The organism is Craurococcus roseus, from assembly GCF_039523795.1.
In the GTDB taxonomy this organism is placed as follows: domain Bacteria; phylum Pseudomonadota; class Alphaproteobacteria; order Acetobacterales; family Acetobacteraceae; genus Craurococcus; species Craurococcus roseus.
In genome coordinates, this window is the sequence record NZ_BAAAFZ010000060.1 from 135,483 (window position 1) to 149,955 (window position 14,473).

Below are 14,473 nucleotides of genomic sequence, written 5' to 3' on the forward strand. Positions count from 1 at the left end.
TCCCCGCGCGCGGGCGCGCGGCGCCGTTCCGCCGACCGGGGGTGGCGGTCGGCGGCGGCCTGCTTGCTCGCGTTGTCGGGCGGGGAGCCGCGCTGCGGCGGGGCGAGCGCGCGGGAGGGGGAGACTACGCCGCGCGCTTCACAGCCCCGCCGCGGGTTTCAGCCGCCGGCGGTGCCCACCAAGCGGCGGAAGCCTTCGGAAACGCGGCGGACGAACTCGGGCTCGCGGGAGCGCCAGTAGCGCGGGTCGCGCATCATGGCGCGCAGCTCCGCTTCGCTCTCGCGGGCGGGCGGGGCGGAGTCGCGGGAGAGGCCCGGTTCTTCCTTCCGCATCATCTGCTCCAGCGCGAGCACGCCCTCCGCGGTGCTGGCCAGCGCCTCGTACACGGGCTCAGGGAGCTTGGCGCGGCCCCAGGCGGAGAGCTGCGCCGCCACCTGGCGGAAGCGGTCCTCGCCGCCGAAGTGCGAGCACAGGCGCTCGCGCTGGCGGTCGGCCTCGAACTGCGCGGCGGCCTCGGCGATCAGCGGCACCAGGCGCTCGGCGGCGAGGTCGTAGACGAGCTGCGCCTGGGCGTTGGAGAAGTGCGCGGCGTGGAGGCGCTGGTTGACGCCCTCGTCGGCGCGGCACAGCTCGTGCGGCTCGTTGATGCTGTAGGCGCAGGGCGTCTCGGGGATGCCCATGGATTGGCGGAAGCGCAGCAGGTCTTCCGGCCCGGCGTCGTCCGAGGGCGGCGCGGCGCGCTGGGAGAGGCGGCGCTCCAGCTCGCGGTAGGACTTGAGCAGGGCGTCCACGCGGAGCGCGCCCGCCTCGGCGTCCCAGAACTTCTCCGGGACGTCCGCCGGCCGCGCCTTCGCGTCGGCGGGCGGCGGCGGCGTGTCTTGCAGCAGGTTCTCAGCCATTCGGGGCTTGCTCCGGGTTGGAGGAGAGGGGGACCAGCACCTCGGCGGGGGCGCCGAGGGTGCGGGCGAGCCAGCGCGTGGCGGCGGCGGCGTCCACCTGCGCCGCCGCGGCGCCGCCGAGGGCGTTCACGGATTGCAGGAACAGCAGCGTGTTGGCGGCGTCGGCGCGGCCCTGCACACGGGCGAGCGGGCTCTCGTAGCGGAGCGCCGCCTCGCGCCCGTCGAGCAGCAAGGGCGGAACCTCGCCGCGCCGGCGGAGGATGCCGAGGCAGCGCGTGACCAGCGGCGTCAGCAGCTCGGCTTGCAGGCGGCCGTAGGTGGCGCCGAGCAGGCGGGCCGTCTGGGCGCCGCGCTCCAGCACCTCCGTCGCCGTCATCTTGGCGTCCTGCAGCGGGCCGAGGCGGTCGGCGAGCATGGAGGCGCGGATGCGGGCGCGGAGGTCGTTCAGCACCAGTTGCGAGATGTCGAAGTTGCCGGGCGCCGCCAGCGGCGTGAGGCCGGCGCTGCCGGGCGCCTTCGGGATGATGGAGCCGGGCACGAGGCGGACGGTGGCGGGGTTCAGCACCCCGTCGTCCTCCGCCTGCCAGATGCCGGTGACGGCGATGGAGGCGTTCTTCAGCACCATCTCCACCACCGTGTTGGCGGTGCGGATGTCGGGCAGCGCCTTCATCACCGGGCCGCGGCCGTAGGTCTCGCCCGGCGCCTTCAGCCAGCGGAAGGCGACGCAGGGCGACTCGGCGAAGCGGCCTTCGGCGAGCAGGACGGGCCGGTCCGGCTCGGCGGTGAGCAGCGCGGCGTAGCGGGTGCCGGCGCGGTCGGGCCAGACGGCTTCCAGCACCGGGTGCTTGGCGTCGGCGGCGTCGGGCTTGAGCAGCGCGGGCGGCAGCTCCGCCGACGGGTAGCGGCGCCGGATGCCCGCCACGGTGAGGAGCGCCGTGCGGTACACGGTGTCGAGGCGGCCGGACGGCCCCTCCTCCAGCACCGCGTCGCGGAGCGGGACGGCGGTGAATCGGAAGGCCGACGGCTCGCCGAGCGGCGCCTCCTCCACCAGCAGGAGGCCGGTGCCGGCCACCACCAGGTCGAGGAAGGCCTGGTGCATCTCGATGGCGAAGTTGGAGCGGTCGAAGTGGCCTTGCAGGACCGCCGCCGCGTCCTCCAGCGCCTCGGCGGCGGCGCGGCCGGCTTCGGTGTCGGCGACGGGGCGCGCGGGCGCCAAGCCGAACCAGCGCGACCAGGGCGGCGTCAGTTCGGCCAGCAGCGAAGCGGCGAGCTGTTCGGCGGCGTCGGCGGCGGTGGCGTCGAACAGCGCGGGGCCGCCGGCGGGCGGCGGCAGCGCGTGGTCGTAGCAGGCGCGCCAGACGGGTTCGAGCGCGCGGCGCTTCTCCAGCGCGGCGGCGTGGCGGGCGGCGATGGCGGCGGGGTCGGTCATCGCTTCACTGCCCCAACAGCGACTTGCGCGCGAGGCCGGGCAGTTGCTCCAGCACGCCGCGCGAGGAGGTGGCGACGGTGCCGGCGATGCCGTGGGCGGCGCGGGCGCGGTTCTCGGCCCGCGCCTCCTCGCCGGCGGCCTGCGCCGCGGCTTCCGGCGCGGCGGCCACGACGGGCGCTGCGGCGGGCGCGGGCTCTGGCGCGGCGACGATCTTCGGCTTCGGGGCGCTGAACAGGCCACCCATGCGCTTCACCTCTGGCTTTGGCGGGGAAAACCGGCCCGAAACGCCGCGGGCCCGGCCCTCTGGTAGAGGAGCCGGGCCCGTTCGGTGGGTCGGGGGAGGGATCGGCCAGCGGGCGCAGTTCGCCCGTTGGCGAGGGGAGTTCTACGCGGGCGGAGCGCCAGGTGTCAAGAATATTTTCCTGTCATCGCCGCGCCGCGCGAGGGCGCGAAAAAGGCCGAAGGGGGTCATGGCGAAGGGCGCGCCGGCCCCGAGCACGGCGCGGCAAAGCGACACGCAGGAAAAAGGCGCGAACGGCGGCAGCAGACTCCGGCGCGGCCCGCCCGGCCGGAAGGGGCCGAGCACGGCGAGGCCGGCGCGGCGGTAGAAGCCCGGCAGGTCGAAGCCGGGCGGCAGGCCGTCGAGCCGCGCCACCACCAAGCGGCCCGACAACGGGTCGAGCACCGTCCAGCCGCCCGCGTCCTCCAGCGCCGCGAAGCAGTGGCGGAAGCCCCGGCGGAGCGGCCGCAGCCACGGCAGCTCGCCGCCGCCGCCGAACACGATGAACGCGCGTTGCGCCGCTTCCGCGGCGGCGCGGCGGTGCGCGGGGCGGGGCGCGCCGGCCGTCACGCGCCGCCGCCCGGGAAGGCGATGACATTGGCGCCTCCGACCGGCGCCGGCGGGACGCCCGCCACGATGCCTTTGGCGCGCAGCGGCCAGTCCAGGCGCCGCATGGCTTCGCGCCACAGGCGGGCGTCGCCGCGCTCGCGCGGGGCGCGCGGGTCGGGCGCGGCCTGCCGCTCGCCCCAAATGCCCAGGATGCGCGCGTGCTGCAGGTCGATCCGGCGCTGGCGGTACAAACGGTCGAGGCAACGGACCACGTCGTCGGGCTCGCAAGGCCGTTGCACGCGGCCGGCGCCGGACACGATGCGCGCCCCGTCTCGGCGGGCGACCAGCGCCGCCATCGTCCAGAACCACGCGTCCTCGGCGCTGCGGAACGGCTCGGCGGCGTTGGCGGCGCGCGAAACAGGGGTATATCCAAAACGAACGGCCGTTGTCATAGTGTATGTTCCTCTCGGGAAAGTGAGAACATCGAGAGAACATAATCCCTGGAATGCGAGCATCTCAAGCGCATTTTAAGGAAAATCCACCTATTGCACTCCGAACCAAGACCTAGGATGTTATCCCCATGCGGCACGACGACATCTGGCGAGCCATCGACGCCCTGGCGGCTGAGAACGGCTTGTCGGCGTCCGGCCTCGCGCGCCGCGCTGGGCTCGACGCCACCGCCTTCAACCCGTCCAAGCGGATCGGCAGCGACGGCCGCGCGCGATGGCCTTCCACCGAGAGCGTGGCCAAGGTGCTCGCGGCCACCGGCACGAACTTCGAGGTCTTCGCATCGCTCGTCACGGGCGCGCCCGGCGGCGGCCTTTCGCGCCGCGGCGACGAGGGCGCGCCCCATGCGGACCGCGCCCCGCCGCGGCGCATACCGCTGATCGGCTTCGCCCAAGCGGGCGGCGAAGGCTACTTCGGCGACGGCGGGTACCCCGTGGGGGGAGGCTGGGACGAGATCTCGGTGCCCGAGGTGGGCGACCAGAACGCCTACGCCCTGGAGATCTCCGGCGAGAGCATGGAGCCGGTGTTCCGCGACGGCGACATCGTCATCGTCTCGCCCGGCACCGCGATCCGCCGCGGCGACCGCGTGGTGGTGCGCACCGCCAAGGGCGAGGTGATGGCGAAGCAGCTCAAGCGCCAGTCGGCGCGGAGGATCGACCTGCTCAGCCTCAACCCGGCGCACCCGGACCACAGCTTCGACCTGTCCGAGATCTCCTGGATGCACCGCATCGTCTGGGCGAGCCAGTGACGGCCCGCTGAAGGGCGCGGCACCGGCGGCCGGCAGGCCTAGCGCGCGGCCTTTACCTCGCGCGCTCCCATGTCAGGCGGTTGGCGCGCTGCTCTCCCGCCCACTGGAACCGCGGCGTCGTCAGGGTCAGCCGGTCGCCGGACACTTCGGCCCGGCGCCGGTAGTTCCGCTCCACCTCTTGCGGCCACAGGCTCGCCTGCACGCGGTGGATGACGGCGCCATCCCGCTCGTCCACCTCATAGGTGCCGAAGTAGGCGTAATAGCCCATGTACGCGGCGCCGATCTCGTCCGGGGTGGCGGTCCGCTCGGGGATGCAGCACAGGCGGCCGGGCGCGAAGGTCGGCCGCGGGTCGCGCATGATCTGCACCGCCATGCGGCCCGTCGCGTCGTAGATGATCAGCCCGAGCGGGTTCCGCCCCATCCACTCGTGGCTCACCTCGCCATTCGGCCTCAGGGTCTCGACGGAAACCAGCCTCCACGTCCCGACGACATCGGCGCGCTTGAGGTCGTCGGCCTTGGCGGCGTGGGCGGAGCACAGCGAGGCGACTGCCGCCGCCGTCGCCGCTGCCAGCGCCGACGGCCGGGAACGAAGCCGATGCTTGGTCATGGCTGCCTTCTCCCGCTGGGGGAGAGCGGATTCTAACAGGTTCCGCACGGTCGGGGCGTGATCCGCGTCACGGAGCGGCGCCGTCCGCGGGGGGAGGGATCTCCTCGATGTCGAGCGGCCTCACGTCGCTTCCACGGCCGCCTTCCGTCCGGGCGGCAGTTCCCGCTGCAAGGCGGGTGGCAGGAGCTGGCGCAGCGCCTGGAGGTCGCGCTCCGCACGGCACGCCAGGAAGTGCTTGGCCTCCTCGCCGGGCGCCGCCAACGGCACCGCGGTCAGGCCGATGTCCTCGTAGACGCGCAGCAGGTCGGGGCCGACGCGCCAAAAGGCCGGGTCCACGCCCGCGCGCTCGCACGCGTCGCGGAAGCGCCAGATGGCGGAGATGGCGTCCTGGCGGTCGCCCGCCGGGTCGCCGAGGGCGAGCCAGATGCGGTCGCGCTTGAGGAAGGCGAAGCCCGCCCGCTGCTCCTGGCCGAACACGGCGCCGTCGGCCTGCACCGGCGCCAGCGCGCCGAGCGCCCGCAAGCGCCGCCGCGCCCCGTCGTCCCAGCCGACCACCCCGAGGCGCGCGGGCCGCAGCAGCCGGACCACGCCGACCAGCAGCAAGACGCCGGTGAGGCCCACCGTGAAGCGGAGCGACCAGGGCGCTTCCCTCGACAGCACGACCTCCCACCAGCTCTCGTCCGAGAACGGGCCGCCGCTGTAGGCGACCAGCGCGAGCGAGATGCCGCACACGGCGACCGCCGCCAGCGGCACCAGCGCCTGGTCCGAGAGCGGCTCGCGGGTGAGGCGCGCGTCGCGGTAGAAGGCGCCCCGTAGGGCGGCCAGCAGCGCCGCCGTCAGCAGCACCGCGCCCCAGAGCCACCAGCTCTCGCCGCGCGCCCAGACGACCACGGCGGCGTTGAGCAGCAGCAGCAGCGAGCCCCACCACGCGATGGAAAGGCGCCGCAGCAGGCCGTAGGCCATCACCAGCAGCAGCGAGCCCACCACGGACGCGGCGAAGTGCGACGCGAGCGCGGCCGCCCGGCCGAGCCAAGCCTCCGCGTCCGTGCCGCGGACCGGCAGCGCGCCCATGAAGAGCAGCAGCGCGCCGGCGAGGGCGACGAGCGAGGCGATGGCCGGCACCTCCAGCGCCTCCGTCCCGCGCCCGAGGGCGGTGACGCGCGCGAGCACGCCTCGGCGCTGGCCGACCTCGAAGCCGGCGAAGAGGCCGCCGGCGATGAAGAGCGGCACGATGTAGTAGTAGAGGCGGAACACCAGCAGCGCGCCCACCACCTCCGCCGCCGGCATGTAGGGCTGGAGGCCGAGCATGATGGCGCCGTCGAAGACGCCCAGGCCCCCGGGCACGTGCGCCAGGATGCCGGCCGCGTAGGCGGCGAGGTAGATGCCCACGAAGCGCAGGAAGGTCAGCCCTTCGGCGGCGGGGAGCAGGGCGTAGAAGATGGCCGCCGTCACCGCCACGTCCACGGTGGCGAGCGCCGTCTGCGCCAGCGCCATGCGCGGCCCCGGCAGGTCGATGTCGTACTTGAAGACGCGCACGCGCCGCACGAAGAGGCTCAGCACGACGTAGCCCAGCACCGCGCCCCAAAACGGCACCACGAGGAGCCGCAGCGCCCAATGCGGCAGGTGCTCGCCGAACCAGGGCACCACCTCCGGCTCGACCAGCAGCACGAGGCCGCCCAGCGCCAAGCCACCGAGGCCGAAGGTGAGGGAGGTGAAGCCGACGACCTTGGCGATCTCAAGCGGCGTCAGCCCCCAGGCGGAGTAGAGGCGGTACCGCACCGCCGCGCCCGAAACCGCCGCGAAGCCGAGGTTGTGCGCGAGCGCGTAGCCGCAGAAGGAGGCCACCATGGTCCTGGGCCAGGAGACGCGGCGCCCGGCGTAGATGGCGCCAAGCTTGTCGTAGATCGTCAGCACCAGGTAGGCGACGACGGTGAGGCCCGCCGCGATCCAGAGCGCGCTGACCGGCAGGGCCGCCATGGCGGCGCGGATGTCGGCCACCGAGAGGTGGCGGAACTCCTTCTGCACCACGTAGACGGCGCCGACCAGCAGCGCGACGCCGAACACCGCCGCGCCGTGCCGGCGGAGCGAAGCCGCCGCTCCCGCCATCAGACCGCCTCGCGCGCCAGCGCGGTCTCGATCAGGCCTATGGTGCCCGGGATGCCGTAGAGGGCGACGAAGCTGCCGAAGCGCGGCCCTTCCGGCTGGCCGAGCAGCACTTGGTACAACGCGTTGAACCAGGCGCGCGACACGCCCGGCCGGCCCCCGTCCTTGCCTTCGGACAGGAAGGGTTCGCGGCGGCCGGCGTCGTAGACGAGGTCCTGGATGGCCCGCGCGCGGTCGTCCGGGGGCAGGGCTTCGAGGTCGCCGGTGCGTTCGCGCAGCGCGGCCATCAGGGCCCGCAGCGCTTCGGCCTCCGCCGGCGTCGGGGCGCGGCGCTCCTTCCGGGGTTCGACGAAGTCCTTGTAGTAGTTGACCGCGTGCCGGCAGAGCGCGGGCAAGTGGTCGCGCCCCGGATCGGCGGTCGCCGCCTCGGGCGCGTAGCGGCGCACGTAGCCGAGCAGGTGCTCCGGGTCGTCGGAGCCGAGCACGGAAACGAGGTTCAGCAGCAAGGAGAAGGGCACCGGGCTCGGGGCGACGTTCGGCACACGGCCGTCGTGGATGTGCCACGCGGGGTTGGCGGGCTCCGGCGCGGCGCGCAGACGCTCCAGGTTGGCTTGGTAGTCGTCCACCGCGCGCGGGATCACGTCGAAGAAGAGGCGCTTCGCGCGCTGCGGCGCGGGGTACATGAACTGGGCCAGCGACTCGGGCGGGGCGTAGCGCAGCCACTCCTCGATGGTGAGGCCGTTGCCCTTGCTCTTGCTGATCTTCTGCCCGCCTTCGTCCAGGAACAGCTCGTAGGTGAAGCCCACCGGCGGCTCGCCGCCCAGGACGCGGCAGACCTGCGAGGAGAGCTTCACGCTGTCGATCAGATCCTTGCCGGACATCTCGTAATCGACGCCGAGCGCGAACCAGCGCAGCGCCCAGTCGGCCTTCCACTGCGCCTTGCAGTGGCCGCCGGTGATGCGCGTGCCGTGGCGCTCGCCGCTTTCCGGGTCGCGCCAGACCAGCAGGTCGTCCGCCGGGCGCACCTCCTCCATCGGCACTTGCATGACGACGCCGGTGCGCGGGTGGACCGGCAGGAAGGGCGAGTAGGTCGCGCGGCGCTCCGGTCCCAGCGTCGGCCGGATCACGTCCAGCACCGCCCCGTGGCGCTCCGCCATGCGCAGCAGCGCCGCGTCGAACCGGCCGGCGCGGTAGTAGTCGGTGGCGGAGGCGAACTCGTAATCGAAGCCGAAGGCGTCGAGGAAGGCGCGCAGCCGGGCGTTGTTGTGCGCCCCGAAGCTCGGGTGCGTGCCGAACGGGTCGGGGATGGCGGTCAGAGGCTTGCCGAGGTGGGAAGCCAGCATCTCCTTGTTCGGGACGTTGTCCGGCACCTTCCGCAGCCCGTCCATGTCGTCGCTGAAGGCGAGCAGGCGGGAGGGCAGGCCGGTCAGGCGCTTGAAGGCGTTCCGCACCCAGGTCGTGCGCGCGACCTCGCCGAAGGTGCCGATGTGCGGCAGGCCGGAGGGGCCGTAGCCGGTCTCGAACAGCGCTTCGCCCTTCCCGGACGCGCGCAGGCGATCGGCGACCTTGGCCGCCTCCTCGAACGGCCACCCCTTGGGCACGCCCGGCAAGGCTTGTGTCAACTGCGTGCTCATCCTCGTTTGGCGATACGTAGAGGGTTGTGGTCGGCGGCGGAAGGACCGGCTCCGGCGTTGCGAGGGGTCGCGGCCGGGCGAGGACTGTCGGGCACAACCGCCGTTGCCGCAACGGCGCGGCCCGCACACGCCTAGCGCCGGAGGGCGCCGCCGGTTCATGGCCCCAGCCGCCGCGCCGGCTCCTCGGAGAACGAAGGCGAGCTGCGGGCGAACGCGGCGCGGCCCCTCGAAGGCCGGCGCCCGTCCCGACAAGCCACCCGAGCGGAGACGCGGACGGCGGAGCACGGGTGGACGCCGCAGCCTTCGGTGGGTATCGCTCCCTATCGGGCGCGGCAGGAATTCCGCGCCGCTTCGATGGGGAGCGACGGATGCAGCTTTGCGAGTGCGGCCGGAACCACGCCGCCGATCCCGGCCGGCGGGCCTTCTTCGGGGCGGCCGCCGCCCTGGGGCTCGGCTGCGCGGCGGCCAGGATCGCCGCGCCCCCGGCGGCCCGGGCCGCCGACCCGGTGGCGCGGACCACGCTCACGCCGGGCCAAGCGCTGCAACTGCTGAAGGAAGGCAACGACAATTACCGCACGGACGCGCCGTTCCGCGGCGTGCAGGGCCGCGAGCGGCGCGTGGAGCTGGCGCGCGGCCAAGCGCCCTTCTGCGTGCTGGTCGGCTGCTCCGACAGCCGGGTGCCGCCGGAACTGCTGTTCGGCCGGGGCTTGGGCGAGTTGTTCATCGTCCGCAACGCCGGCAACACGGTGGACACCGCCGCGCTCGGCAGCGTCGAGTACGGCGTCGGCGTGCTGGGCTGCCCCTTGATCGTGGTGCTCGGGCACGAGAGGTGCGGGGCGGTCGCGGCGGCGGTGGACCTCGTGGAGAAGAACACCGCCTTCCCCGGCGTCATCGGCGAGATGATCCAGCCCATCGTGCCGGCGGTCTTGGAGGCGCGGCGCGCGACGGGGGGCGACCCGCTCCACAACGCGGTCGTCGCCAACGCCAAGCGCGTCGCCACCCGGCTCGGCGCGCAAAGCGCGTTGATCCAGGACGCGGTGCGGGCCGGCAAGCTCAAGATCGTCCCGGCGACCTACGACCTCGACGACGGCGACGTGGAGTTCTTCGACGGCTGAGAAGGGCTGCCGGCCGGGGTTCGACGGCGCGGGCCTCGGCGCCTTATCCTAGCGCCCGATGCCCCCCCGCGCCCGCAGCGGTGCCCCCTCCTCCCCCGCGCGGCTTCTGCTCCCGGAAGCGCCGGCCCTCGTCGCCGGCTACGGGCGCGGCACGCTGCTGACACCGGACGGCGAGCTGCTCGCGCTGTCCGCGTCGGACCTGCACGCGGCGCTGCGCGACCTGCCGCCGCCGCTGCTCGTCCACGCCCCGGCGACGGCGCGGCGGCTCGACCTGCCGCGCTTCGACGACGCCTTCGACCTGTTGGAGCTGTTCGCCTTCTGCCTGCCGGCCCAGGCCGCGGCGCCGACGCCGCGCGGCTTGGCGGCGGCGCTGGACCTGGAGCCGCCGCGCGACGACGCGGCCGCCGCCGCGCTGCTGCCGGAGATGGCGGCGGCGGTGCTGCGCCGCCTTTCGGAGACGCGCAAAGCGCCCTTGAACCGCGACGCGGCGGCGTTGGCGGCCAAGCTCGCGGACGCGGCCGCTTGGCCATGGGCGCCCTCCGTGCTGGCGGCCCTCGGCGCGCCGAACGCGAGCCCATCGACCGATGCGCTGAAGGTGTGGCGCCGGCTGCCGGACTGGGAGGACCAAGGGCCGCCCCTGCCGCCGGCGGCCTTCCCCGTGGCGCCGGCCGAGGCGCGGACGAGGCTCGCGCAGATTCTGGGCCAGTCCGCCGAACAGCGCCCGCAGCAGGCCGACTACGCCTCCGCCGCCGCGGCCGCCTTCGCCCCGCGCGAGGCGAGCGGCGCGCCGCACTTGGTGCTGGCGGAGGCCGGCACGGGCACCGGCAAGACGCTGGGCTACATCGCGCCCGCCAGCCTCTGGGCCGAGCGCAACGGCGCGCCGGTCTGGATAGCCACCTACACCCGCAACCTGCAACGGCAGATCGACCAGGAACTGGGCCGCCTCTACCCGGAGCCCGACGAGCGCCGGCGCCGCGTGGTGGTGCGCAAGGGGCGCGAGAACTACCTTTGCCTCCTGAATCTGGAGGAGGTGCTGGGCCGGGCGGGCGACCCGCGCTTCGCCGTGCCGCTCGGCTTGGTGGCGCGCTGGGCGTTGGCGACGCGCGACGGCGACCTGCTCGGCGGCGACTTCCCCGGCTGGATCGCCGAGCTGTACGGGCCGGCCGCGGTCTACCCGCTGGCCGACCGGAGGGGCGAGTGCATCCGCTCCGCCTGTCCCCGGTACAAGCAGTGCTACGTGGAGCACTCCATCCGCCGCGCCCGCGGCGCGACCCTGGTGGTGGCGAACCACGCGTTGGTCATGGTGCAGGCGGCGCGGGGCGGCGGGGAAGACGGCCGCCCGGTGCGCTACGTGTTCGACGAGGGCCACCACCTGTTCGACGCCGCCGACGCGGCCTTCTCCGCCGCGCTGACCGGGGCGGAGGCGGCGGAGCTGCGCCGCTGGCTGCTCGGCGCCGAAGGCGGGCGCAGCCGCGCGCGGGGCCTGCGACGGCGGATCGAGGAGCTGGCGGCTGGCGAGATGCCGGAACTGGTGCCTCCCATGGACGCCGCCCTCCTCGCCGCCCGCGCCCTCCCCGGCCTCGGCTGGACGACGCGGCTGGGCGAAGGGGAGCCTCCCGCTCCGGAGGCGGAGCCGGACGGCGAGGCGGCCGTCGCCAAGCGCGCGAATCCGACCGAAGCGTTCCTGCGCGCCGTCCGCCGGCAGGTCCTCGCCCGGACGGACGGGGAGGAGGGCCTCTACGACGTCGAATGCGACCTGCACCCGCTCAACCCCGGGCTGTCCGATGTGGGCGAAGCGCTGGAGCGCGCCTTGAAGCGGCTGGAGGAGCCGCTGGCGACGCTGCGCGACCGCCTCCAGGCGCGGTTGGAGGGCGACGAGGTCGACGAGCTGGACACCGGCGACCGCATCCGGCTGGAAACGGCGGCCAAGGGCATCGAGAACCGCGCCCTGGTGCCCCTGCGCGCGTGGCAGGCGATGCTGCGCGCGCTCCGCGAAGCGCCGCCCGCGCCGGGCGAGCGGCGGGACTTCGTAGACTGGCTCGCGGTGGGCCGCCGGGACGGGCGGGAGGTGGACGCCGGGATGCACCGGCACTGGCTCGACCCCACCGCGCCCTTCGCGTTGGTCGTCGCCGCGCCGGCGCACGGGCTGCTCATCACCTCCGCCACCTTGCGCGACGCCGGCCTGGGCGCCGACACGGAGGAGGAGTGGGCGGCGGCCGAGGCGCGGGTCGGCGCGACGCACCTGCCCGCGCCCGCGATCCGCGCCGCCGTGCCCTCCCCCTTCGACTACGCCGCCCGCACCCGCGCTTTCGTGGTCACGGACGTGGACAAGGCGCGCACGCCGCAGGTCGCCGCCGCGATGGCGGCGCTGTTCGAGGCGGCGGGCGGCGGCGGCCTGGGGCTGTTCACCGCCATCCGGCGGCTGCGCGAGAGCTACCACCGCATGGCGCCGGGGCTGGAGGCGTCGGGCATCCCGCTCTACGCCCAGCACGTGGACGCGATGGACAACGCCACGCTGGTGGACGTCTTCCGGGCGGAGGAGAACGCCTGCCTGCTCGGCACGGACGCCATGCGGGACGGGGTGGACGTGCCCGGCCGCTCGCTCCGCCTCCTGGTCTTCGACCGGGTGCCCTGGCCCCGCCCGTCCATCCTGCACCGGGAGCGGCGCGTCCACCTCTCGGGCGGCGAGCCCAAGGCCTACGACGACGCCCTGGCGCGGCACCGGCTGCGGCAGGCCTTCGGCCGGCTGATCCGGCGTGCGGACGACCGCGGCGTCTTCGTGCTGCTCGACCGCTCCTGCCCGAGCCGGTTGCTGGCCGGGCTGCCGGAGGGGGTGGAGGTCCAGCGGGCCGGGCTGGCGGAGGCGGTGGCGGAAACGCGGCGCTTCCTCGCCCCCGCGCCCGAGCGCACGACACCCTGAGTTGACGCCGCCCCGCTGGCGCGCGACGGAAGGGCGGAAAGGAAGGTTCCATGCTCCACCCCCGCTTCAAGCCGCAGGAGGCGCTGGTCTGCGCCATGGTGCTGATGGCGGCCGCCGACCGCCAGATGTCGGACGCCGAACTCGGCATGATGTCGCGGCTGGTGCAAGAACTGCCGGTGTTCAGCGACTTCCACCCGAGCGAGATCGGCAACGTCACCGAGACCTGCCTTTCCCTGCTGGAGCAGACGGACGGCCTCGACGCGGCCTGCACCATCATCCGGGACGCCCTGCCGCCACGGCTGCGGGAGACGGCCTACCTACTGGCCTGCGAGGTCGGCGCGGCCGACGGCGACCTGACGCAGGAGGAGTTGCAGTTCCTCCAGGACTTCCGCATCGCGCTCGACATCGACCGCCTGATCGCCGGCGCCATCGAGCGCGCGGCGCGGGCCCGCTACCAGGTCATCTGACGCCGCGCGGCGACGGCGCCAAAGAAAAAGGCCCCGGGTTCACCCCGGGGCCTCCATTCGCCGCAGCGGCGCCCTACCGGGTCACTCGCTGCTCTGCCGCACGCCCACGAGCTGCAACAGGAACTGGAACAGGTTGATGAAGTTGAGGTACAGGCCCAGCGCGTCCATCACGCTGCGCTTGCCGGCCTCTTCCGTGCCCTCGGCGTAGGAGTGCTCAATGTAGTCGGCCTTGATCCGCTGCGTGTCGTAAGCGGTCAGGCCGAGGAACACGAGCACGCCGATGACGCTGATCGCGAACTGCAGCGCCGAACTCGCCAGGAAGATGTTGACGATGCCCGCGAGGATGAGGCCGATCAGGCCCATCAGCAGGAAGCTGCCCATCCGCGTCAGGTCGGCCTTGGTGGTGTAGCCGTAGAGGCTCACCGCCGCGTACATGCCGGCCGTGATGAAGAAGGTGCTGGCGATGGAGGCGCCAGTGTAGCGGAACGCGAGGTTGCTGAGGCTCGCGCCCATGCACACGCAGAACGCCCAGAACAACGCCTGCGCCGTGCTCTTACTCAGGCGGTTGTAGCCGAAGCTGAGCACCAGCACGAAGGCGAGCGGCGACAGCGCGGCGACCCAGAACAGGATCGTCGGCTGCATCACCACGCGGCCATTCGGCAGCGTCCGGGCCGCGTAGAACAGCTCCTGGATCGCCGGCACCGTCACCACGGCGAGCGCCACGATGCCGGTGAGCAGCAGCCCGGAGGCCATCCAGTTGTAGACCCGGAGCATGTATGCCCGGAGCCCGGCATCGACGGCGGCCGCGTCGGCGGTCGCAACGCGACCCCAGCCTGGCGCACCCGTCGTGTATCGATAGTCGGGACCAACGGCCATTTGTCGGAAAACTCCCTGCAGGGGGACATCCCCAGGGCAATGATATATGGACGACGCTTAAGGTTGAACAAGTGGAATCGGTGCGTGCTCTGGTTTCAACCATTCGCACGTCGTAGCCAGCCCTGATGCTCCGCGGCGCATCGCGGCCAAGCGGCGGCAGGCGCACCAAGAACTTTGCAACGATGCGACAGACGATGCCGTGCTGCCCAGTCGATCGATAAGTACTCGACATAATAATGATGTAGCAAAATTTTGATAACAGGAACGCGACAGCTGCGTCCGTTCTCCGATGGGGTCCGTAAGCCCCTTGGATCATCTCGATCCGTTGGAGACGCGCTT

13 protein-coding genes and 1 pseudogene are annotated in these 14,473 nt (G+C 73.5%); 4 read left to right on the forward strand and 10 right to left on the reverse strand.

All coding sequences use genetic code 11. From position 1 onward, the window contains the following. Window positions 1-158: 158 nt before the first annotated feature. The 5 genes from ABD067_RS18720 to ABD067_RS18740 form a co-directional block, all read right to left on the reverse strand. Window positions 159-899 carry a capsid assembly protein gene (locus ABD067_RS18720; RefSeq protein ID WP_343896890.1) on the reverse strand — a complete coding sequence of 247 codons (741 nt, stop codon included), beginning with the start codon at window positions 897-899 and terminating at the stop codon, window positions 159-161. Next, window positions 892-2,328 (reverse strand): portal protein, encoded by a 1,437-nt coding sequence (locus ABD067_RS18725; RefSeq protein WP_343896891.1) that lies wholly within the window; start codon window positions 2,326-2,328, stop codon window positions 892-894. Before ABD067_RS18725 ends, ABD067_RS18720 begins: the two co-directional genes overlap by 8 nt. A 4-nt stretch (window positions 2,329-2,332) precedes the next feature. Continuing rightward, entirely contained in the window at window positions 2,333-2,572 is a 240-nt protein-coding gene (locus tag ABD067_RS18730; protein ID WP_343896892.1) for a hypothetical protein, read from the reverse strand. A 141-nt stretch (window positions 2,573-2,713) separates the two neighbouring features. Further along, window positions 2,714-3,178, reverse strand: a complete 465-nt coding sequence (locus tag ABD067_RS18735; RefSeq protein ID WP_343896893.1) for a hypothetical protein — start codon at window positions 3,176-3,178, stop codon at window positions 2,714-2,716. Further along, window positions 3,175-3,609 carry a hypothetical protein gene (locus tag ABD067_RS18740; RefSeq protein ID WP_343896894.1) on the reverse strand — a complete coding sequence of 145 codons (435 nt, stop codon included), beginning with the start codon at window positions 3,607-3,609 and terminating at the stop codon, window positions 3,175-3,177. Before ABD067_RS18740 ends, ABD067_RS18735 begins: the two co-directional genes overlap by 4 nt. A 128-nt stretch (window positions 3,610-3,737) precedes the next feature. Between ABD067_RS18740 and ABD067_RS18745 the strand changes: the two genes are divergently transcribed. Further along, window positions 3,738-4,412, forward strand: coding sequence for a S24 family peptidase (locus ABD067_RS18745; protein WP_343896895.1), 675 nt, complete (start codon window positions 3,738-3,740; stop codon window positions 4,410-4,412). 52 nt (window positions 4,413-4,464) lie between these two features. Here the strand turns inward: ABD067_RS18745 and ABD067_RS18750 are convergent, their stop codons facing one another. From ABD067_RS18750 to ABD067_RS18760, 4 genes and pseudogenes are all read right to left on the reverse strand, one after another. Beyond that, on the reverse strand, window positions 4,465-5,019 hold the full coding sequence (locus ABD067_RS18750; RefSeq protein WP_343896896.1) for a lipocalin-like domain-containing protein: 555 nt from the start codon (window positions 5,017-5,019) through the stop codon (window positions 4,465-4,467). A 120-nt stretch (window positions 5,020-5,139) separates the two neighbouring features. Beyond that, the gene (locus ABD067_RS26475) at window positions 5,140-6,090 is read right to left on the reverse strand and encodes a phosphatidylglycerol lysyltransferase domain-containing protein (RefSeq protein ID WP_408871576.1); all 951 of its coding nucleotides are present in this window, start codon (window positions 6,088-6,090) and stop codon (window positions 5,140-5,142) included. A 156-nt stretch (window positions 6,091-6,246) separates the two neighbouring features. Then, window positions 6,247-7,125, reverse strand: a pseudogene (locus tag ABD067_RS26480) (lysylphosphatidylglycerol synthase domain-containing protein); the annotation flags it as partial. Beyond that, complete coding sequence (locus ABD067_RS18760) at window positions 7,125-8,756, reverse strand: lysine--tRNA ligase (protein ID WP_408871575.1); 1,632 nt, start codon at window positions 8,754-8,756, stop codon at window positions 7,125-7,127. The pseudogene ABD067_RS26480 and the gene ABD067_RS18760, both read right to left, overlap by 1 nt. 368 nt (window positions 8,757-9,124) lie before the next feature. Between ABD067_RS18760 and ABD067_RS18765 the strand changes: the two genes are divergently transcribed. The 3 genes from ABD067_RS18765 to ABD067_RS18775 are packed head-to-tail and all read left to right on the forward strand — an operon-like array spanning window position 9,125 to window position 13,258. Then, window positions 9,125-9,871, forward strand: coding sequence for a carbonic anhydrase (locus tag ABD067_RS18765; protein ID WP_343896899.1), 747 nt, complete (start codon window positions 9,125-9,127; stop codon window positions 9,869-9,871). A gap of 58 nt (window positions 9,872-9,929) precedes the next feature. Continuing rightward, window positions 9,930-12,791, forward strand: a complete 2,862-nt coding sequence (locus ABD067_RS18770) for an ATP-dependent DNA helicase (RefSeq protein ID WP_343896900.1) — start codon at window positions 9,930-9,932, stop codon at window positions 12,789-12,791. 50 nt (window positions 12,792-12,841) lie between these two features. Next, on the forward strand, window positions 12,842-13,258 hold the full coding sequence (locus tag ABD067_RS18775) for a tellurite resistance TerB family protein (protein ID WP_343896901.1): 417 nt from the start codon (window positions 12,842-12,844) through the stop codon (window positions 13,256-13,258). Window positions 13,259-13,339: 81 nt separating this feature from the next. On the opposite strand, the gene ABD067_RS18780 is transcribed toward ABD067_RS18775, so the two are convergent. Then, complete coding sequence (locus ABD067_RS18780) at window positions 13,340-14,134, reverse strand: Bax inhibitor-1/YccA family protein (protein ID WP_343896903.1); 795 nt, start codon at window positions 14,132-14,134, stop codon at window positions 13,340-13,342. Between the last annotated feature and the right edge of the window lie 339 nt (window positions 14,135-14,473).

Coding starts and splice junctions, on each gene's coding strand:
- ABD067_RS26475 (WP_408871576.1), bottom strand. CDS start 6,090: ATGGGCGCGCTGCCGGTCCGCGGCACGGACGCGGAGGCTTGGCTCGGC.
- ABD067_RS18740 (WP_343896894.1), bottom strand. CDS start 3,609: ATGACAACGGCCGTTCGTTTTGGATATACCCCTGTTTCGCGCGCCGCC.
- ABD067_RS18750 (WP_343896896.1), bottom strand. CDS start 5,019: ATGACCAAGCATCGGCTTCGTTCCCGGCCGTCGGCGCTGGCAGCGGCG.
- ABD067_RS18780 (WP_343896903.1), bottom strand. CDS start 14,134: ATGGCCGTTGGTCCCGACTATCGATACACGACGGGTGCGCCAGGCTGG.
- ABD067_RS18745 (WP_343896895.1), top strand. CDS start 3,738: ATGCGGCACGACGACATCTGGCGAGCCATCGACGCCCTGGCGGCTGAG.
- ABD067_RS18725 (WP_343896891.1), bottom strand. CDS start 2,328: ATGACCGACCCCGCCGCCATCGCCGCCCGCCACGCCGCCGCGCTGGAG.
- ABD067_RS18760 (WP_408871575.1), bottom strand. CDS start 8,756: ATGAGCACGCAGTTGACACAAGCCTTGCCGGGCGTGCCCAAGGGGTGG.
- ABD067_RS18720 (WP_343896890.1), bottom strand. CDS start 899: ATGGCTGAGAACCTGCTGCAAGACACGCCGCCGCCGCCCGCCGACGCG.
- ABD067_RS18730 (WP_343896892.1), bottom strand. CDS start 2,572: ATGGGTGGCCTGTTCAGCGCCCCGAAGCCGAAGATCGTCGCCGCGCCA.
- ABD067_RS18770 (WP_343896900.1), top strand. CDS start 9,930: ATGCCCCCCCGCGCCCGCAGCGGTGCCCCCTCCTCCCCCGCGCGGCTT.
- ABD067_RS18765 (WP_343896899.1), top strand. CDS start 9,125: ATGCAGCTTTGCGAGTGCGGCCGGAACCACGCCGCCGATCCCGGCCGG.
- ABD067_RS18775 (WP_343896901.1), top strand. CDS start 12,842: ATGCTCCACCCCCGCTTCAAGCCGCAGGAGGCGCTGGTCTGCGCCATG.